At 62.7% G+C, this 19,302-nt stretch carries 18 protein-coding genes, 1 tRNA gene and 1 pseudogene; 11 read left to right on the top strand and 9 right to left on the bottom strand.

What is annotated here, in order from left to right; genetic code table 11:
- Positions 1-359 (bottom strand): annotated as a pseudogene (locus ACE03M_RS12640) (inositol-3-phosphate synthase); the annotation flags it as partial.
- 186 nt (positions 360-545) lie between these two features.
- Positions 546-2,138, bottom strand: a complete 1,593-nt coding sequence (locus tag ACE03M_RS12645; RefSeq protein WP_485934242.1) for a peptide chain release factor 3 — start codon at positions 2,136-2,138, stop codon at positions 546-548.
- Between the two features lie 174 nt (positions 2,139-2,312).
- Here ACE03M_RS12645 and ACE03M_RS12650 point away from each other — a divergent pair, with 174 nt between their 5' ends.
- Complete coding sequence (locus ACE03M_RS12650; protein ID WP_143921066.1) at positions 2,313-2,687, top strand: hypothetical protein; 375 nt, start codon at positions 2,313-2,315, stop codon at positions 2,685-2,687.
- A 150-nt stretch (positions 2,688-2,837) separates the two neighbouring features.
- Here the strand turns inward: ACE03M_RS12650 and hrpA are convergent, their stop codons facing one another.
- The 3 genes from hrpA to ACE03M_RS12665 form a co-directional block, all read right to left on the bottom strand.
- The gene (hrpA, locus tag ACE03M_RS12655; RefSeq protein WP_485934245.1) at positions 2,838-7,121 is read right to left on the bottom strand and encodes an ATP-dependent RNA helicase HrpA; all 4,284 of its coding nucleotides are present in this window, start codon (positions 7,119-7,121) and stop codon (positions 2,838-2,840) included.
- Positions 7,122-7,227: 106 nt separating this feature from the next.
- Positions 7,228-7,815 carry a DinB family protein gene (locus ACE03M_RS12660; RefSeq protein WP_143921065.1) on the bottom strand — a complete coding sequence of 196 codons (588 nt, stop codon included), beginning with the start codon at positions 7,813-7,815 and terminating at the stop codon, positions 7,228-7,230.
- Between the two features lie 66 nt (positions 7,816-7,881).
- On the bottom strand, positions 7,882-9,222 hold the full coding sequence (locus tag ACE03M_RS12665) for an Nramp family divalent metal transporter (RefSeq protein ID WP_485934247.1): 1,341 nt from the start codon (positions 9,220-9,222) through the stop codon (positions 7,882-7,884).
- 132 nt (positions 9,223-9,354) lie between these two features.
- Between ACE03M_RS12665 and ACE03M_RS12670 the strand changes: the two genes are divergently transcribed.
- The 6 genes from ACE03M_RS12670 to ACE03M_RS12695 all read left to right on the top strand — a co-directional run bounded on the left by ACE03M_RS12670 (position 9,355) and on the right by ACE03M_RS12695 (position 13,352).
- Positions 9,355-9,768: a YidH family protein gene (locus tag ACE03M_RS12670; protein ID WP_143921064.1), complete on the top strand. Its 414-nt coding sequence runs from the start codon at positions 9,355-9,357 to the stop codon at positions 9,766-9,768.
- On the top strand, positions 9,765-10,115 hold the full coding sequence (locus tag ACE03M_RS12675) for a DUF202 domain-containing protein (protein ID WP_143921063.1): 351 nt from the start codon (positions 9,765-9,767) through the stop codon (positions 10,113-10,115). Before ACE03M_RS12670 ends, ACE03M_RS12675 begins: the two co-directional genes overlap by 4 nt.
- Positions 10,116-10,174: 59 nt before the next feature.
- The gene (locus ACE03M_RS12680) at positions 10,175-10,492 is read left to right on the top strand and encodes a hypothetical protein (protein WP_143921062.1); all 318 of its coding nucleotides are present in this window, start codon (positions 10,175-10,177) and stop codon (positions 10,490-10,492) included.
- 85 nt (positions 10,493-10,577) lie between these two features.
- A complete protein-coding gene (locus ACE03M_RS12685) occupies positions 10,578-11,504 on the top strand; it encodes an AEC family transporter (protein WP_143921061.1) in 927 nt (308 codons plus the stop codon).
- 216 nt (positions 11,505-11,720) lie between these two features.
- Positions 11,721-12,770, top strand: coding sequence for a TIGR01906 family membrane protein (locus tag ACE03M_RS12690; RefSeq protein WP_143921060.1), 1,050 nt, complete (start codon positions 11,721-11,723; stop codon positions 12,768-12,770).
- Positions 12,771-13,070: 300 nt separating this feature from the next.
- On the top strand, positions 13,071-13,352 hold the full coding sequence (locus tag ACE03M_RS12695; RefSeq protein WP_485934251.1) for a hypothetical protein: 282 nt from the start codon (positions 13,071-13,073) through the stop codon (positions 13,350-13,352).
- Positions 13,353-13,448: 96 nt separating this feature from the next.
- On the opposite strand, the gene ppk2 is transcribed toward ACE03M_RS12695, so the two are convergent.
- Complete coding sequence (ppk2, locus tag ACE03M_RS12700) at positions 13,449-14,351, bottom strand: polyphosphate kinase 2 (protein WP_143921058.1); 903 nt, start codon at positions 14,349-14,351, stop codon at positions 13,449-13,451.
- Between the two features lie 104 nt (positions 14,352-14,455).
- Complete coding sequence (locus ACE03M_RS12705; protein WP_485934253.1) at positions 14,456-15,784, bottom strand: MFS transporter; 1,329 nt, start codon at positions 15,782-15,784, stop codon at positions 14,456-14,458.
- A gap of 72 nt (positions 15,785-15,856) precedes the next feature.
- Here ACE03M_RS12705 and ACE03M_RS12710 point away from each other — a divergent pair.
- The 3 genes from ACE03M_RS12710 to ACE03M_RS12720 all read left to right on the top strand — a co-directional run bounded on the left by ACE03M_RS12710 (position 15,857) and on the right by ACE03M_RS12720 (position 17,127).
- Positions 15,857-15,930: transfer RNA gene (locus ACE03M_RS12710), tRNA-Leu, on the top strand.
- 107 nt (positions 15,931-16,037) lie between these two features.
- A complete protein-coding gene (locus tag ACE03M_RS12715) occupies positions 16,038-16,607 on the top strand; it encodes a dienelactone hydrolase family protein (protein WP_485934255.1) in 570 nt (189 codons plus the stop codon).
- A 58-nt stretch (positions 16,608-16,665) separates the two neighbouring features.
- Entirely contained in the window at positions 16,666-17,127 is a 462-nt protein-coding gene (locus tag ACE03M_RS12720) for a hypothetical protein (protein WP_485934257.1), read from the top strand.
- Between the two features lie 15 nt (positions 17,128-17,142).
- Here ACE03M_RS12720 and ACE03M_RS12725 read toward each other — a convergent pair whose 3' ends face one another.
- Both ACE03M_RS12725 and ACE03M_RS12730 read right to left on the bottom strand, forming a co-directional pair.
- A complete protein-coding gene (locus ACE03M_RS12725; protein WP_485934259.1) occupies positions 17,143-18,027 on the bottom strand; it encodes a glutamate ABC transporter substrate-binding protein in 885 nt (294 codons plus the stop codon).
- 110 nt (positions 18,028-18,137) lie between these two features.
- Positions 18,138-18,527: a winged helix-turn-helix transcriptional regulator gene (locus tag ACE03M_RS12730; RefSeq protein WP_485934261.1), complete on the bottom strand. Its 390-nt coding sequence runs from the start codon at positions 18,525-18,527 to the stop codon at positions 18,138-18,140.
- A 79-nt stretch (positions 18,528-18,606) separates the two neighbouring features.
- On the opposite strand from ACE03M_RS12730, the gene ACE03M_RS12735 reads away from it, so the two are divergent.
- The gene (locus ACE03M_RS12735; RefSeq protein WP_485934263.1) at positions 18,607-19,212 is read left to right on the top strand and encodes an NAD(P)-dependent oxidoreductase; all 606 of its coding nucleotides are present in this window, start codon (positions 18,607-18,609) and stop codon (positions 19,210-19,212) included.
- Positions 19,213-19,302: the final 90 nt, after the last annotated feature.

The following is a 19,302-nucleotide window of genomic DNA, read 5'->3' on the forward strand; positions in this document are numbered from 1 at the left end:
ACGTCAACCGGTTCGACCTCGGATTCGTCGATGGTCTCGCGGTAGTACTCGCCGAGTCCGTCCAGGGTCGGTCCGCGCTGAACCTCGACGCCGGTAGATGGCACCTCTGCGATCTTGATCGTGTTGTTCTCGCTGGCCGTGATCGCCTCAGCAATATCCGCGCCGACCTTTTTGCCGTCGACATCGAATGCGGCGACGAATTCGATGTCACCGACGTGATAGTCCCCGAATTCAACGTGCATGAGGCCCGGTACTTTACTGCCCGGGGCTGTCTCCCGGTAATACTCAACACCTTGGATCAGGGAAGAGGCGCAGTTGCCCAATCCGGCAATCGCGACTCGAATCGATTTCGTTCCCACGTCTGTGATATCTCCTTTGTCATTCCGGGTCTCCCCGAGCGTCGGGTCTCCCCGACTGGGGCCACCTTGGAATGACCCCGACTATTCATCTTAATGTCCTCGTCAAAACGGCGAGACGTCTTCGTCGAAACGGCGAGACGTGTGATCGGCTTGGCGGTTGGCCTCCGCCGATCGCGGTATGTGCGCTCAGCTGACGACGAGCGGTTCCAAAACCAGGTCCGGGTGATTCTTCTGCACACCCTGGAGCCGCCACCGATCCGAGAACAGGGCCAGCAGCTCACCGTCAGACCGGTGCAGAACTTCAACTGATCGTTCCCTTGCCAGAGTCGGCACGCATTCCGGTGTGGTGCGCCTGGCCAACGAGAAGTTGAGGCGCTCCAGCGCACAGGGTGCATGGAATTCGTTGTTCATCCGGTCCTCGGCGACCTCGAACTGCATCGGCCCGACGGCTCCGAGGACTGGGGCCTGGTCGCCGCGCAGGTCAGAGCGCAGCACCTGGATGACGCCTTCGTGGTCGAGCTGTTCGATGCCGCGGCGGAACTGCTTGTACTTCGAGGAGTCCTTGGCCCGGATGACCATGAAGTGTTCGGGAGAGAACGTCGGAATCCCGGGGAATTCGACCTTCTTGTCCAAGTAGAGCGAATCGCCGACTCGCAGAGCACTGGCGTTGACCAGACCGACGACGTCTCCTGGGAATGCTTCGTCGACGACGTCACGATCGCGGCCGAAGACCTGCTGCGCATACTTCGTGGCGAAGGGTTTGCCGGTCGCGGCGTGGGTGAGCACGGAACCGCGTTCGAAGACGCCGGAGCAGACACGGATATAGGCCAGCCGGTCACGGTGGTTGGAGTCCATTCCAGCCTGGACTTTGAAGACGAATCCGGAGAACGGATCGGCCACGTCACGGGGTTCATCGTCCTTGTCCAGGCGGGCCTCTGCAGCAGGTGCCAGGTCGACGAGCATGTCGAGGAGTTTGTGGATGCCGAAGTTGAGCACTGCCGAGGCGAACATCACCGGTGTCGATTTACCGGCCAGGAACGTCTCCTGATCGTGGTTCTGATCTTCCATGTCGAGGAGATCGGATTCGTCGACCGCGGTCTGCCAGGCATCACCTTCGAGCTCGATGGCTTTGTCCGCGGCGTAGGTCTCTTCCCCGGCGATGGCGGCACCGGCGTTGGCGCGGTCGTACTTCGTGTAGTCACCGGTGAGACGGTCAAGGACTCCTCTGAAGTCACCGGACTGCCCGACAGGCCAGGTCAGCGGAGTGGGCAGGAGGCCGGTGCGCTCCTGGACCTCATCCATGAGCTCCAGAGCGTCGAGACCGGCACGGTCCCATTTGTTGACCACGGTGATGATCGGAATGTTGCGGTGGGCACAGACTTCGAAGAGCTTCATGGTCTGCGCCTCGAGGCCCTTGGCCGCATCGATGAGCATCACGGCGCAGTCGACGGCTGAGAGCACACGGTAGGTGTCCTCCGAGAAGTCCGCGTGGCCCGGGGTGTCAACGAGGTTGAAGACCGCATCCCGGTACTCGAACTGCAGCGCGGCCGAGGAGATCGAGATGCCGCGGTCCTGCTCCATCTTCATCCAGTCGGAGACAGTTGCGCGGCGACCGGCCTTGCCGTGGGTGGCGCCTGCCTTGCCGATGGCTCGCGCGTGCAGAGCGAGCGCCTCGGTGGTCGTCGATTTACCCGCGTCGGGGTGCGAAATGACAGCGAACGTCCGGCGGCGAGCCGCCTGGGTTCGAATGTCCTTGTCAGAATACTGGCCAGAAGTCACCAAAATATCTTATCTCTCTTCTGTGACTGACCGGGTGTCCGGTCAGTCACAGTTGTGGTCGGTGCTCGTCTGCGGCTGAGTTGGGCGCGCGTCTGCGGCTGTGTTCGGCCTGCGTGAGCGGTCCAGCAGGGGCGTCCAGCGTCCTGTCGGATTCTGCATTTAAGCTGGGTGGCGATGAATGAGGAATTTGTTGAATACGCCGGACGCTCTGAACCGAAGGAACGCCTACTCAAGGCCCTACCGCTGATTCTCGCAGCGATCCTCGGCATCCCCTTCCTCGTGTTGGCGATCAAGTTCTCACTCGAGATCGGTCAGGTCACCAGTTACCTCTTCGACCTCGGAACCTCCGGCCTGGAGGCCTTCAGCATGGTGATGCTCAGTCTCTCCGGTGCATTCTGCCTCGTCTTCTACCTCGTGTTCCTGTTCATCGGCACCCGCCGGCGAACGTGGAAGTGGCGCATCTGGTGGTCTGTCGCGGCGTTCCTGGCCGCCGCCATCCTCCCCATATGGTGGCTGTTCGCCGGCTACTTCACCTCCGCTCCCGCCTAGCTTCGCAGCCGCGTCGTCCGGCGCTCATCAGTGCTCGGAACTCGGCACCTCTATTACACAACTCACCCCACACCCGCAGCACCAGAACATCTCGTTGCAAAGGTACGTTCAGCGACTGACGGCACAGGGTGCGTGCAGGTCGCGTGCGCGTCACAACTGTGCGAGGGCCTTTGCGATCCTCTTCTCCGACACCGGGTGGGCCGTTCCCAGCGAGTTCGCGTAGAGGCTGACGCGGAGCTCCTCGAGCATGATGATCACGTCCCGCCACTCACTGGGCACCGAGACCACAATCTTCGACCAGTCTGACTTGGCCAGTTCGGGGAACCTGTTGCCGACCTTCTTCATCACAGAGTCGGCGCTGCCGCTGACACGGTCCATGAGCTGCTTGTCACGCATCGGCGAGTTCTGCATTCCGTCGATGCGGACCACCTCCGCCTGCACCCACCTCGGCAGGTCGCGAACCATCTGCCCGGACATCGCGGCAACCGACGCACCCGTGACTCGCGATCCGCGCCATGCCTGCACATCGGCGAGGTTGGACAGGATCGCCAGGGACGAGGCCTTCGACACATGCCGGTCGAGTTCGCTCGTGGACCGCAGCGCCTTCATCAGGTGAGGCAGCATGTTCGAGCAAATGTCGGTCAGCGTGGCCTGCATGGTGGTTTCGAGACGTCTGAACTCATCGGCATCTGCCACCCAGGCGGTCTCTGCTGGTCCCAAATCAGTCTCGACGACAGTGCGGATGCCGGCTCTGATGAGTGCGTGGAGCATTTCGTCCGAGGACTTCTGGTGGCCGGCGAGGACGAGTTTCTCATCGGTCGTCAGTCCGTCTCGCAGGTATTTCAGTGACTCGGTCGTGCGCAGGCTCAGCAAGGTGATCAATCCCTCACGCGAGGCCAGGCGCGACTGGGGAGCTGTGTCGAAGGCGATGAGGTCGACGCTGCTGCCACGGTCGGCCAGGCCCGGTACTGCACCGACTTCTGCCTCGTCTGGGTCGGTCAGTGTGGCGAACGACCATGAGGTCAGCCCGGTTCTGGCATTGAACGAAACCTGCTTCGCCCGAGCCTTGCGCACCTGGGGCTTCGCCGTCGCCGTCAGTGTGTTCAGATCCTCGCCGATACCGACTGTGGTCGTCCCGTCGATGACGCGGAATCGGATCCTCAGGTGCGGTGGAATGCGGTCGTGGTCGAAGTCCTCGGCGGTAACGGTGATGGGCACCAGGTCGTTCAGACCTCCCCCGCCTGCGCGTTCGCTCAGCTGAGCCGCGAGCACCTCGGGCAGAGCCCCGCGATAGGGGGTGAGGACAGGCAGGATGTCGCGGGCGACGTCCGGTGCGGGCACGAAGTAGCGGCGCTTGTTCTTCGGCAGCGACCGAATGTAGGCCGCGACGAGTTCCTCCCGCAGTCCCGGGACCTGCCAAGTGAATTCGTCGGAATCCACGAGGGGCACTGAGGCTGCAGGCAGCTCGACGGTCACCCCGTCCTCGGTGCTGCCTGGTTCGAAGGAGTATCGCAGCTTCGCCATCGAACCGTCGGCCAGTTCCCATTCCATCGGGAAGTCGTCGGCCACCGAAGCGGTCAGTTCCTCACTGTCGTCGCTGAGCAGGATCGACGTGGTCAGATCCAGCAGATGCGAGTCGCGACGCTTCTGCTTCTTCCACCAGGAGCGGAAGTCCGCCGCCGAGGTGGTCGTGGCCGGTATCCGCTCATCGTAGAACTCGAAGAGGGCGTCGTCCTGATCCAGGACCCTGCGGTTGCGTGTGCGTGAGGCCAGCGCCTCTGCCTCATCGATGATCGTCGCATTGTGGTCGAGGAATCCGAAGCGTTCGTGCCAGTCACCTTCGATGAGGCCCTTGCGGATGAACATGTCACGCGCAGCCTCCCGGTCGAAGGTGCCGTATCCGACGCGGCGGTCGGAGACGAGGGTGACGCCGTAGAGCGAGATCTTCTCATAGACCATCGAACCGCCGGCCTTCTTCGACCAGTGCGGGTCCGAATACTGTCTGGTCACCAGGTCACCGGCCGCTTCGACGACCCAATCGGGTTCGATCGCTGAGACGGTGCGTGCCCACAGCCTGGAGGTTTCGACCAGCTCGGCGGCCATGACGAAGTCGGGCTTCTTCTTGAACAGACCAGAACCGGGGAAGATCGCGAAGCGGGTGCCTCGGGCCCCCTGATAGTCCTTGTTGCGCTCGGACCTGGAGCCGATCATCGACAGCAGCCCGGTCAGCAGGGCACGGTGAATGGCCGCGGCATGCGGGTCGAGCCGCGCACTGGCAGCACTCTGCCCGGAGTCATTCGCGTCGTCGTGTCCTCCGTTCTTCTTGGCGCTGCGCTTCTGCGCACTGAGTTCGGCGAATCCGACCTTGCCGTTGGCGCTTTTCGCCCCTGTCGCCGCTGCGGCAGTGTTCGAGGTGGACCCGGGCCTCGCCTCGGCGGGGCCATTGGGCCCAGAAGTCGAGCCGGACGACGGCGAATTCTCGGCAGCAGACGCGTCGACCGGGCGCCACACAGATTTGTTGACGCGGATGCCGGCGGATCCGAGCAGAGAGCGCAGCTGGCCGACGAGGTCCTGCCATTCGCGGATGCGCACGAAGTTGAGGAATTCGGCCTTGCACTGGCGACGGAACTTCGAACTCGTCAGCGTCGATTGCTGGTCGTCCAGGTAGTTCCACAAGTTGAGGTATGAGAGGAAGTCACTGCCCGGGTGGGTGAAGCGGGCGTGCTTCTCGTCGGCGGCGGCTCGCACCTCGGTGGGACGTTCGCGGGGGTCCTGAATGGACAGCGCGGCCACGATGATGGTGACCTCTCCCCCACATCCCGCCTCGGCGCCGGCAATGACCATGCGTGCCAGTCTCGGGTCGATCGGGAGCAGTGACAGCTGCCGACCGGTGGGGGTGACCGTGATCGTTCCGGCCTTATCGCTGGTCAGGGCACCCAGTTCGGAGAGCATGGTGCGTCCGTCACGGACGGCCTTGGCCTCCGGCGGAGTGAGGAACGGGAATTCGAGGATCTCCTTGTCACTCGACGCGAACCCGAGGTCGGTCATCTGCAGGATGACGCTGGCCAGGTTGGTGCGCAGGATCTCCGGGTCGGTGAACTCGGGTCGCGAGTCGAAGTCAGCTTCCGAATACAGGCGAATGCAGATGCCGTCGCTGGTACGGCCCGAGCGGCCCTTGCGCTGGTTCGCGCTCGCCTGGGAGATGCGTTCGATCGGCAGACGTTGGACGCGGGTGCGGTTGGAGTACCGGGAGATGCGGGCGGTGCCGACGTCGATGACGTATTTGATGCCGGGCACGGTCAGTGACGTTTCGGCGACGTTCGTGGCCAGCACGAGGCGTGGCCTGGAGTGGGGTTTGAAGACCTTCTGCTGTTCACCTGCGGAGAGTCTGGCGAAGAGCGGCACGACTTCCCAGTTGCTCAGGCGTGGCCGTTTGCGCAGGTGGGCCTCGAGAGCATCCGCGGTATCGCGGATCTCGCGCTCGCCGGAGAGGAAGACGAGGATGTCGCCGGGATCTTCGGCGCTGAGTTCGTCGAAGGCTGCGATGATGCCTTCGGTCTGTTCCTCCGGCCCAGTTTCGTAGCTTCCTGACTCCCCCGGTCCATCGACCTCGTCATCTTCCTCGTCGTCGACGAGCGGACGGTAGCGCACTTCGACCGGATAGGTTCGGCCAGCGACCTCGATGATCGGTGCGTCGTCGAAGTGCGCGGCGAAGGACTGCGGATCAATCGTCGCCGAGGTGATGATGACCTTGAGCTCGGGCCGTTTCCCCATCACTTCTTTGAGGTAGCCGAGGAGGAAATCGATGTTGAGGCTGCGTTCGTGAGCCTCGTCGATGATGATGACTTCGTAGTCGCGCAGCAGTTTGTCCCGAGAGAGCTCTGAGAGCAGGATGCCGTCGGTCATGACCTTGACTCGGGTCGAATCCGCGACCTGCGCGGTGAAGCGAACTTGGTAGCCGATGGTCCCGCCGAGGTCCTCACCGAGCTCGTCGGCGATGCGATCGGCCACGGTCCTGGCGGCGATTCGCCGAGGCTGTGTGTGCCCGATCAGTCCGTTGACTCCCAGCCCCAACTCGAGACAGATCTTGGGCAGCTGGGTGGTCTTGCCCGATCCCGTCTCACCCGCGACGATGACGACCTGGTTGTCGCGGATGGCCGCGGCGATCTCGTCCTTCGCCGCGGAGACCGGCAGGTTGGACGGGTAGGTGACATCGACGGACTGTGACCGGCGGGCAGTGGTCAGCCGTGCCCGGCGCTCCCGGTGACCGGCGCCGGTGTTCTTGCGCCGCTGATTCTTCCGCCGAGGCGAGCGCTTGCCCGACTGAGAGCCCTTGGGTGAAGGCTGTGAGTCTTGGCGCGGCGATTGCGCGTCCTTGCTCGGGGTCGACGTTTCAGTGCGCGGGGTCGAGGATGCTGAGTTCTCATGTGCCATTTCAGTCCCAGCTTATCGCCTGCCCCGCCGAGGTAGGCACCTCCCGTGGGTGCACGCATCCAGTCCCACGTGCGTGGACTCGCCCGGCAGCGGTGTTCGAGGGTGCTCAGGCGTTGTCGGCCAACGACCGCAGCTTGGCGAGGTAGGCCTCCCAGTCATGGCCCTCCGGCATGTTCAGACTGCGCGGGTTGAGTCCGACCTGCTCGTCGATGCTTTCGCGAACGATGTCGACCTGTCCGACATGCCGCGCAAGGTCCACGATGACGTGAACCATGATCTGCTGCAGAGACACTGCAGCCTTCTCCGTCGGCCAATGTGGAACCGTGCCCTGCGCATCGAGAGAGTGCGTGTCGATGGTTTCGTCGGCGAAGGTCCACACACGTCTGTAGAAGTCGATGACGGATTCCGCCGTTTCGCTCTCCGTCGCGTACCAGTCGGCCTGCGGATCGGCTTCGAACTGCTCATAGGAGACGGTCTCGGCGGGGTTCGGCCAGGGCCTGCCGAAGGTGTCGCCGAAGTACCCGATCTCCACGTTGGCCATATGTTTGACGACACCGGCGAGATTGAGGCCCGTGCCCGTGCGCGGCAGCCGCCGGTCACGTTCGTCGAGACCGTCCAACTTCCACATCAGATCGTTGCGGCATGTCTGCAGGTGGTTCTTCAGGATCGTCTTCATCGCATCGTCGCGGGCCATGTCTCCAGTCTGCCGTACCGGCGAGAAGAAGAACAGAGTCTTCCCGCCGGTGCGGCAGGCGACATCTCATCCGCCCCAGAGCGGAGCCAGGCTCGAATAGAGCTGCTGAACGCCGAGGATGATGAAGAGCAGCGCTGTGATGGCCAGAGCGATATTGGTGTGCAGCTTGTTGGCCCACTTCTTCGGGATCTTCTTACCATTGAGAAGACCGAGCAGTGTGATTGCCAAGAACGGCATGAACAGCGATCCGAGCACACCGTAGGCCAGGATCAGACCGATCGGCTTGCCCAGCAGGAAGAGCAGCATGGGTGGGAAGGTCAGCCACAACACGTAGAACTTGAAGTACTTTCCGCCGGTCAGCGTGTCAGGGTGACCGCTGGGCCTCTTGCGCATGTGTCCCCAGAAGTCGGCGAACATGAGCGACACACCGTTCCACACTCCGATGATCGAGGAGAAGGATGCGGCCCAGAAGCCGACGAGGAAGCCGGTTCCGACCACATCGCCGTATTTGGCTTTGAGGACTTCTGCGAGTTCGATCAGACCCTTGTCATCGGCAGAGATGGAGACTCCGGCTGCGCGCACGACCTCGGCTCCGACGATGAGCATAGCGATGACGAAGATTCCTGTCAGCACGTAGGCCATGGAGTTGTCGATGCGCATCACACGCATCCATTTGGGTGTGTGCCAGCCCTTCTCACGCAGCCAGTATCCGTAGGCAGCCAGGGTGATGGTGCCGCCGACACCGCCGGCCAGAGCCAAGGTGTAGATGACGCCGCCTTCCGGAATCAGCGGGATGAGTCCGGTGAGCATTTCCGGAATGTTGGGAACGGCGATGATGGCCAGGCCCACAACGGTGACGAACATGATTCCGACGAGGGCCGCGGTGATCTTCTCGAAGACGGAGTACCGCCCGAACCAGACCATGGCGAAACCGGCCAGGCCCATGAGGATCGCCCAGACTGTGAGGTTGACTCCTGGAAACAGTGCGGCCAGAGGGAGCGCGGCAGAACTCATCGCGGTGGCACCGTAGACGAATCCCCAGATGATGATGTAGGGCCCGAAGTACCAGGTCGTCCACCGTCCCAGAGACGTCCAACCTTCGAAGATCGTCTTCCCCGTGGCCAGAGTGAATCGACCAGCGCCCTCGACGAGGACGATCTTGAGGATCACACCGACGATCACCGCCCACATCAGTCCGTAGCCGAACTGGCTGCCGGCTACAAGAGTCGCCACCATGTCGGCGGCGCCGACACCGGTCGCGGCCACGACCAGGCCGGGGCCGATCACCTTCCATTTGGCTGGCCCCTGGGCCTCGGGCACACCCGTGCCTGCACCTGGGTCTGCCGGACCGGGGGCTGTCGGATCGCCGGGACCGGATGGCTGCGGCCCGTTTTTACTGTCAGTCATGTAGCGTCTTCACCTTCATCTTCGGCTGCACCGCCCGCACCACTGACATCGAACTCACCGTCGCGCCCACATCGCACTACCGGCGACTTCGCGTCTGGAGGCGAACTTCAGCGGAAATCGTCGTACCTTGACATGGTATTCGACCACAGCAGTTATCCTCGATACGTGACCCACGACGACTCACGCAGCAGGATCGCCCGTCAGATATTTCCCGACGGCGAAGATCCCGATCCGCGTTTCACCCTCGCCAACGAACGCACATTCCTGTCATGGATCCGCACGGCGCTGGCATTCATCGGCGGCGGCATTGCGGTCGAGGCCTTCACCTCGGAGATCTTCACCTCTGGCCTGCGTGCGACCCTATCGATCGTGCTCATGGTCATCGGATTCATCCTCGCCGCCGGTGCGGCATTCAGATGGCACCGCATCGAATCGGCCATGCGCCACAAGACGTCGCTGCCGCTGCCTCTCATCATTCCCATCGTCAGCCTGGCCACCGCATTGGGTGCCGGCCTCCTCGTACTGGTCTTCGCCGGAGTCCTATGACCACTCCGCGCCCCAGACGGCCCCAGCCACATGCCGATCCGGGCCTGCAACCCGAGCGGACGACCCAGTCCTGGCTGCGCACCAGCCTGACGATGACCGTTGTCAGCCTCCTGTTCATCCGCTGGATCAACGTGTTCGAAGGACTGTCTGTCGTGATCTTCGTCGTCTGCATCGCATTGGCGATCGCTGCGATCGCCCTGCAGGTCAGGCGTTACCGCCTCGGAGCGGGGTCCATTCGCGCCGAACGGGGGCGTCCGACCCCCTGGGCGATCCTCTTCCTCACGAGCTCGGTCTGCCTCATCGCCGTTCTCGGAATCGCCTCGGTCATCAAGATCTCCCTTGGTTGACGTTCCTCGTTGTGAGACCGCCGTCCGGTTCCCGCCCGGCGTTGCCTAAACTGGACGTCATGAAGGACGCACGTGAAGTTTCGACCGCCCCACTTGTCGCCGCAGGTCTCGTCGGCGGATTCCTGACCGCCCGCGAGACCGGGATCCGCCCCCTCGGCGGAGTCGTGCTCGCAGCCGCCGGCGCCTACGCGGCCCGCACCTGGTTCACCAAGGCGGGCTGGCCCGTCGGCACGGCGCTGACCTTGGGCTACCTCGGCGGGTTCGGAGCCTCTCATCCCTTGGCGAAGAAGATCGGTGCCTGGCCCGCTGTGTTCAGCGTCGCCGCCGTGACTGCGACAGCTGCCTATGCAGCCGTCGACTCTGCTACCACCGACTGACCCCGCCACCGCCGCCTGACCCCACCATCACCGTCTGCCTCGGCCGAAGCCGACTGACCCGGAAAGCGAGGACCACCGGTAGCCCATGCTGGCTGTTTTCGAAGGCTTCGCCGTCATCGCAGGTGTCATCCTGGTCGGATTCGTGCTGGGACGATCCGAAGTCCTCGGGCCCAACGGTCAGCAGGTCATCGCGAAGCTGGTCTTCTATGCCGGTACTCCCACCCTGCTCTACGTCACCGTTGCCGACACCGATCTCGGGCTGATCTTCAACACAGCGCTCCTGGCCACGGGCGGGTCCGCCGTGATCGTGGGCGTGCTGCTGTTCGTGCTCACCCGATACATCCGCAAACGCAGCACCGGCGAGGCGATGTTCTCCGCCTGGGCTGTCAGCTACGTCAACATCGGCAATCTCGGCATCCCGATTGCGGCCTACGTCCTCCATGATGTCGGATATGTCGCGCCTGTGCTGCTGTTCCAGCTGCTCATCCTCGCCCCCATCGGCATGGCCGTTCTCGACGCCGCGGGGAAGAAGAAGCACGATCAGCGCTGGTACTCCGGCGTGCTCCAGATCCTCCGCAACCCCATTGTCCTGGGTGCAGCCGCCGGTGTGGCCGCCTCGGCGACGGGTTTCGAACTTCCGCGCTTCATCTTCGAGCCCATCGACATGATCGGCGCCACTGCGGTCCCCGGAGCACTGCTGGCCTTCGGCATCTCACTCAAGGACGGTTGGGGACTGCCTGCTCGCGGAACCAGGAAGCAGCTGACGTACATCACGATCGCCAAACAGGTCATCCAGCCTGCTCTGGCCTGGGTCATCGGCGGTCCCCTGCTGGGATACTCCGGCATCGCTCTGTTCGCCATCGTCGTCACTTCGGCACTGCCCACGGCGCAGAACGTCTACATCTACTCCATGCAGTACCGACAGTCCGAGGCGCTCATGCGTGATGCGGTCTTCATCACCACCGTTCTGGCAGTGCCGACACTCGTCATCATCGCTGCCCTGCTGGGCTGACTGCCCAGCCCCATTGAGTTGCCTGACCAGCCCCAACGGGTGGACCGCCAGGCCCTGCTGAGTTGAGCGACCGGCCCACTGGACTACCCGACCGGGCGGCCGCGGGGAAGAATTCGGGACGACGGGCCACCTCGGCGATCCCGTTCGCCTCAGTGATCTGGGGGTCTGTGGCGTGTCGGAGCCTGCTTGCCCATCCGGGTCACTGACAATGGGAACGTGGCTGGAGACAAGAAGAACGAGACCGAAGACCTCCTGAGCAGGCGGATGAGTTCAGGATCCAGTAGTGCTGCCGAAAAGCAGACGGAACCTCCGCTGGAGGCCGCGAACGATCCTTCGACCGACACCGAGGCGTTCGATCCGATCCGAGAGCCGATCGCCAAGGACGAGCCCAAGCCCTCAACTGGGCCGGTGCACGTTGCGCCCGCTCACTCGTCGCATCCCCCAGAGACCGCCCGGACCCGCGAAGTGCCTGCCAACGCTCGCACTGCTGTGATGAGCGAAGCTGACTGGGCCGCCGTGACTCACGCCGCGACGTCCACCGAGACTCATGACCCTGAGGTGCCCGAACGCCGCCGCAGCGTCCTCGATGTCATCGGCACCATCTGGATCACACTGGCCATACCGTTCATCCTCCTGGCCTTGGCCGTGCGCTTCGTCGCCTCCGGACTGTTCATCAAGTTCGAGTACTTCCGCCCAGGATTCCCGGCCGACCAGTTCGGCTTCGGCAGCGCCGACCGCGAACACTACGCCACCTACGTCATCGACTACCTGGCGAACCTCGACTCACGGCGTTACCTCGCCGATGTGATCATGCCCAATGGCGAGCCCATCTTCATCTCCGAAGAGCTCAATCACATGGCCGACGTCAAGGACCTCATCTCACTGCTGTACCTGATTGCGATGATCGGCCTCATCGGCGCGGTCCTCTTCGGCCTCTACATGTCACGCAGACATGGCATGGGAATCCACGTCGGACTGCGTTTGGGCGCCATCATCAGCATCATCGCCATGGCCGCCGCGGCAGTGCTGGCATTCCTCGGGTGGGATACCTTCTTCCGCGGATTCCACAAAGTCTTCTTCTCCGACGGGACCTGGGAGTTCTACAGCGACGATTCCCTCATCCGACTCTTCCCGCCCCAGTTCTGGGTCGACGCGGGAATTGCCGGAGGCGGACTCTTCGTCCTCCTGGCCATCGTCCTCTTCTGGCTCAGCTTTGCCGGCCACAAGAAGCGCCGTGCGCTGAAGAAGGCCCGGCGAGAAGCCTGAGCACCATGGGCATCGCGCCCAAGTGAAAACTGCGGACTCTGTCCGCTCCACAATTCCGGCCGGGTGGTCTTTCCCCTTCCACCCGGCCGCAGCACGTTCATCCCCCAGCTTCGTACCGGTCGACTTACTTTGGCAATGCCGTCAGCGTCCCCTGCCAATCCGGTCAGGAAGAAGTCGATTCCTTGCCGTCACCGATGATGGGCACTAGCGTCGAAGACGGAAGTCGATTCAGTCGTTTCCACATCGTCGCACCTCACTGGTGCGACAGCTGTTGCTTTGATCGATGAGAGGAGCAGAGCAATGAGCAAAGAGAACAAACTCCGCAAGGCGGCCGAAACACTCGACGAGACCTTCGAACCAGCCGCCGGAACATCCGACATAGCCGACAGCGCCCACGTCGGATACACCGAAGATGAGTCGGAGGAGCGCCTGGAGGAGGTCGCCTCCGAACAGGGCGTCAGTCTCAAGCAGAACCCCGACGGATCGCACACCGCCACAGATGAATCCAAGGCCAGGAGAACAGACGTGACGAGCGGCGATACCAAGGCCGACGAGTTCCCCGCTTCCGAACCCCCGGACTGATATGTGGGCACACCGTCGGCGGCTTCACACCGTCGGCGGCTTCACACCGTCGACGGTTGCTCAGTCGTCGACGGTTGCTCAGTCGTCGATGGATGCTCAGTCGTCGACGGCGTCGCGTCCGCGGCGGACGATGATCGGGTCGGGTTCGTAGACGATCGAGGTGTCCTTGTCCTCGTAGTCGAACTGGTTGAGGAAGTAGCGCAGCGCGTTGAGTCGTGCCCGCTTCTTGTCATTGCTCTTGATGGTGATCCACGGAGCATGATCGCTGTCTGTGCGACGGAACATCTCTTCCTTCGCCGCGGTGTAGTCGTCCCAGCGATCTAAGGACTCAAGGTCCATGGGAGACAGTTTCCACTGTCTCACCGGGTCAATCTGGCGAATCGCGAAACGGGTCCGCTGTTCCCGCTGGGTCACGGAGAACCAGAACTTGGTGACATGGATGTCGGAGTCGATGAGCATCTTCTCGAACACCGGTGCCTGTTCCATGAACGTCTCGTACTCGTAGTCCGTGCAGAAGTTCATGACCCGCTCGACGTTGGCCCGGTTGTACCAGGACCGGTCGAACATGACGATCTCACCGTTGGTGGGCAGGTGGCTGATGTAGCGCTGGAAATACCACTGCCCTGCTTCCTTGTCCGAGGGCTTGTTCAAGGCCACGACGCGTGCCGCACGCGGATTGAGATGCTCGGTGAAGCGCTTGATCGTCCCACCCTTGCCGGCAGCGTCACGACCTTCGAAGACGATGACGTGCTTACGGTCGGTGTCTTGCCCCCAGTACTGGAATTTCAGCAGCTCCACCTGCAGCTGGTACTTCTCGAGCTCGTATTCCTCCCGGTCCATGAGTTCCGGGTACGGGTAGCCCTCACGCCATGTCTCGACCGCACGCCCCATCGGATCGATGAGATGCGGGTCCGCGGTGTGTGAGTCCTCGACCTGATAGCCCTCGATTCGAAGTTTGTCGATGTATTCGCGCAGATTCTCATTGAGCAGGTTATTCACGGGCGCTCCTTCACATCGACAGCAACAGTCTTCGTCAGCGGCTTGGCCTCGTCATCTCGCGGTCGTCACCAGTCTTCAGGCACAGTACTGAGCAAAGATGAACATCAGGTTATCCGATCGATGTCCTGTTTTGGAATGATCCCAAGGCTGAGGAGAGGCGCCGCCGCGACGATGGCAAATGACAGCGGATAGCCGAACACAGTGATCAGTGCTCCGAATCCCGGACCCAAGATCGCGGACACGACGAACTGTCCAGTGTTCTGCGTGCCCATGGCCTTGCCCGACCATTGCGGTCCGGCAGCCTCGGCGACCGAGGCGAAGGCCAGCCCGTTGTCGGCCACCGAGACCGTAGACGCCAGAATGAACACCACTGTCGCCACAGCGGGCATCGGCGTGAGTGAGATCAACGCGATCGCTGCCACGAGAACGAAGGCCGCAATGGCTACGATCCGCATCAGGCCGACCCTGGAACCGAGCCGATCGGAGAGGCCACCGACTATCATGCGTCCGATTGCTCCCACGATCTGAGAGGCCGCGACGATGCCGCCCGCGATGCCGACGCTGATGTGCTGGTTCGCGATGAGCCAGATGAGGCCATAGGTGGAGAACGCGAACTGCGGAATCACCAGCAGCGCGGAGACGGCGTGGATCCGCCACAGGAACGAATCCATCCGGTAGGGATTGCTCGTCGAGGTGGGCGTTTCCACCTCTCCCAACGCCGAGGCGGGCCCTGGCCGGGCATCATCGGTGGACGTGGGTACGAGGGTGGGTGCCACCGCTGCGCGGGGAGGATCCCGGACGAGCCCGAAGCAGATCACGGCCATGACACCGGTGACGATGACGATGAACCACAGGTACCCGGTGAACCCGCTGGATGAGGCGATGGGTGGGACACTCAGGGCGGCCACGCTGGTGCCCAGCGGCTGCGACATCTGTCTGATGCCCATGGCCAATCCACGCCGGTGGCGGGGAAACCAGCCCATGACCACGCGCCCGCTGGCCGAGTTCACGGACGCGGCGGCCGCTCCGGAGGCTGCGATGATGACGACCATCCACACCGGTGAGCCGACCACAGCCACGGCCAGGCCCGAGGCCAGAGCAGTCAGGGCGATGCCCAGCGTCATGGCCAGTCGTTCGCCGAATCTGTCGGCGAAGGCACCCCAGGCGATGAGGGTGAGGATGAGGCCGAAGCTCGGTGCCGCGGCCACGGTGCCGGCTTGAGTCAGCGTGTAGCCGAGGTCCGTGTGCATATACGGAATCAGGAAGGCCGGACCGGTGATCGCGACAGTAGCTGCCATCTGTGACAGCACTCCGATGACGAGGATCACCCAGGCCTGTCTGCTGGGCGGGTTCTCTGTCATGAGTTTGAGACTAGCCGTCTCACATGCTATGCGTCGTTGTGTCTCAGATCGCGGCGGATGCCGCGCTGCCATGTCTCGGATCGCGGCAGTCCCCGATACCCTATAAAGTGAGTGCTGGACGCCGCGATAGCGGCGCTGGCATATCCCCCTATAGCCCAATCGGCAGAGGCAGTCGACTTAAAATCGATCAAGTGTGGGTTCGAGTCCCACTGGGGGGACCTTTTTCGCCCCGCCGTGCTCTACCCGTCATTCTCAGCCCGCCACGCGCTTCTCTCCTGCGTACAATCGGATCATCGCAGAGGGCAGTCAAAGGAGATTCATCGCCATGGCCGAGATCGTGCTCTACCATCACGTACAGGGACTCACCGACGGGGTCGCAGCATTCGCCGAGGAGCTGAGAGGCTCGGGACATACGGTGCACGTGCCCGACATGTTCGAGGGCCGTACGTTCGGATCCATCGAGGAGGGTTTCGCCTATGCCGGCGAGGCCGGATTCGACACGATCCGACAGCGTGGTGTCGCGGACACACCATCGTCGAGTTCCGGGCTCGTCTACGCGGGTTTCTCCTTCGGAGTAGCCATCGCCCAGAGGCTCGCCCAAACCCGAGACGATGCCCGCGGCGCGCTTCTCATCGACGCCTGCCTGCCGGTCTCCGAATTCGGGCCCGCATGGCCTGAGAGCGTGCCGGTGCAGATCCATGGCAAGGAAGACGATGAGTTCTTCGAAGAGGACCTGCCCGCTGCCCGCGACCTAGCCGACTCCGCACCCTCGGCAGAGCTCTTCGTCTACCCCGGCGATCAGCATCTCTTCGCCGATTCCTCCTTGGGCTCATTCGACGCTGGCGCGACTGAGCTGTTGCTCGAACGGGTCCGCGGGTTCCTCGCCGCCGTCTGAACGTCCTGCGCGAGCCTGAAGGTTCGCATCCGGCCGTTCGCCCGGGCAAGATGGTGACATGACGAATGTGCTGCTCACTCCGCAGAATCCCCCTCTGTCCGTCGGCGATGAAAGAGATTCTCGCGTCGCTGCCACGCCGGGACCTGCCGTGCTCTTCGCGAATTCGGTCACCTCCGGCGAGGCGGGCCAAGGTTCAGCACCTGAGACATCCCAGACAGGGAGCACTCTGACCATGGGGTCGAACCGCCCGCTCGCCTACCGTGCAACCGGCGCCGATTGGCACGAGCTCGGATACGAGGCAGCCGACCACTGGGAAGGCCTCTCCTCCGCACTGCGCCAACGGCTGATCGCCGACCGAACGGCGCAGCTCAGCCGTGAGGAGTACTCCGTCACCACCAGCGGTGCGAGCGCGTCGATGATCACGAGCAATTGGACGTACTCCGGCTCTCCTCGCACGTACCGCGTCGCGGGTGAGCTTCGCGAACTCGCCGAAGTGCTCGCGGAGATCACCGGTGACTGAGTTCTGCCGGCGTGACTAGTATCGATCGACGGTCGGCGCCTCCACGCCGTCCGAGTCCCCCAATGTGTGCTCGAACGCCTGCGTCCAGTCCCCGTTCTCGACTGCTGCCTCAATGGCATCATTGACGGCATTGCGGAGTTCAACGTCTCCCTTGGGCAGGCCGATTCCATAGTGGTCCTCGGAGAAGGGCTGACCGACGACAGTCAGCTCGTCCCCACTCTGCGCGGCATATCCACGCAGGATTGCGTCATCGGTCGTCACCGCATCGACGGAACCCGATTGCAGGTCGGTCACACATTTTGACACCGTGTCATAGGTGACGAGCTCTGCTTCAGGATGCTCTTCGGCCATCCTCTGTCCAGGTACTCCCCCGACGGTGGCGCACACAGTCTTGTCGCTGAGGTCGTCGGGGCCAGCGATGTCTGAATCGGAGCGGACCATGAGATCTTGCCCTGTCGTGTAATAGGGGCCGGCGAAGTCGACGATCTTCTTGCGCTCATCATTGATGGTGTAGCCGGCCACGATGAGATCGACGTTGCCCTGCTGAAGAAAAGTGTCCCGATTGGCGGTCACAGTTTCGACCCATTCGATGTCCTCAAGCGCGAAACCGAGCTGACCTGCCACGAGAGTTGCGATCTCGACGTCGAAGCCTTCTGGCGCCTCGGCTCCTGCTGTGAGGTTCCCGATGCCCGGCTGATCGTGATAGACCCCGATTGTGATGGAGCCCTGATCGTGTGCGCTCTTCCACGTCGGCGAGGCCGCAATGTCGGCGTCGTCTTTCACTTCGTACACTGGCCCGCCCTCACCGCCGTCGGGATCGGCCGGGGTACCGCCTTGACCACAACCACTCAGGACCAGCCCGAGCGCAGCTAACCCGATGACCCAGTTGACCTTGCGCATGCACACTCCTTTGTGAACTGTCAGCTGCTCCTCACCATTGAGCAGAAGTGTTCCGATCCTACCGGTGAAACGACGGAGCGCGTGACTGATCGGAGCACGATCGAATTGCTTCAGGAACTGCGCAGCGTGCCCGCGTCCGCCTGCCGGTCTCGGCTAGCCGAAATGGCTGCCACATTGAGCTCCGCCCACCGACGCAGGGCGGCGACGGGTCCTTGAAGGGACCGACCCAGTTCGGTCAGCGCGTATTCCACTCGGGGAGGAACCTCGCCGAAGACTTCTCTGGTCACCAGCCCATCTGCCACCAGCGACCGCAGGGTCGACGTGAGCACCTTCGGTGTGATCCCACCAATTGCCACCCGAATTTCGCTGAAGCGCTTCGGGCCCTCATCGAGGACGCCGATGATGAGGACCGTCCATTTGTCACCGACGCGGTCGAGGACGACTCGGGTCGGACATTCGGGATCGAAGGCATCGCCTTCCCAGGAACTGCTCATACTCATACCCCAATAGTATCTTTGAGGTACTCAATATCCAAAGGGTATCTTTATGGCAACAGCCGCTTCAACGAAAGGACACACCATGAAGATCGCACTATTCGGAGCTTCCGGAATGATCGGATCCCGCGTCACCAAGGAAGCCGCCGAGCGCGGCCTCGAGGTCACAGCCATCACTCGAACCGGCACTGAGGTCTCCGGAGCCGCAGCGAACCTCCAGGGCGACATGGCAGACGCAGAGTTCGACCGACAGGTCGTCGCCGATCATGACGTCATCGTCTCGACAACTGGCCCCAGCCGCACCGGCGGACCGCACGAAGAGTGGTTGAAAGCTCTCGAGACACTGGCTCAGTCAAGCGGGGACAAGCGCGTCTTCGTCGTCGGCGGTGCCGGATCACTCTTCGTCGGCGACACCATGCTCAAAGACACCGTGGGATTCCCTGAAGCTTATAAGGCTGAATCAGAGACCGGCACGAGGGCGCTCGAGCTGATGCGTTCAGGCAGCTACTCCCCCTGGACTCTGATCTCCCCCGCCCCTGAGATCGGCCCCGGTGAACGTAGCGGAACCTACAAGACCGAACTCGAGACGCCCGCTGGTGATTCGATCTCAGCAGAGGACTTTGCGGTGGCCATGGTTGACGAGATCGTCGGTGCAAAGCACATCGACTCTCGCTTTACCGTCGCGAACTGAGGTACTCGGAGCCAGCCGCACACCCTCTCGGGCTTCGAGCCTCGGGCGCTCTGATTCCACCCCTCGTGAATGAGAAGAACGCCCGGGGTG

This window comes from Brevibacterium sp. AGC70, from assembly GCF_057334195.1.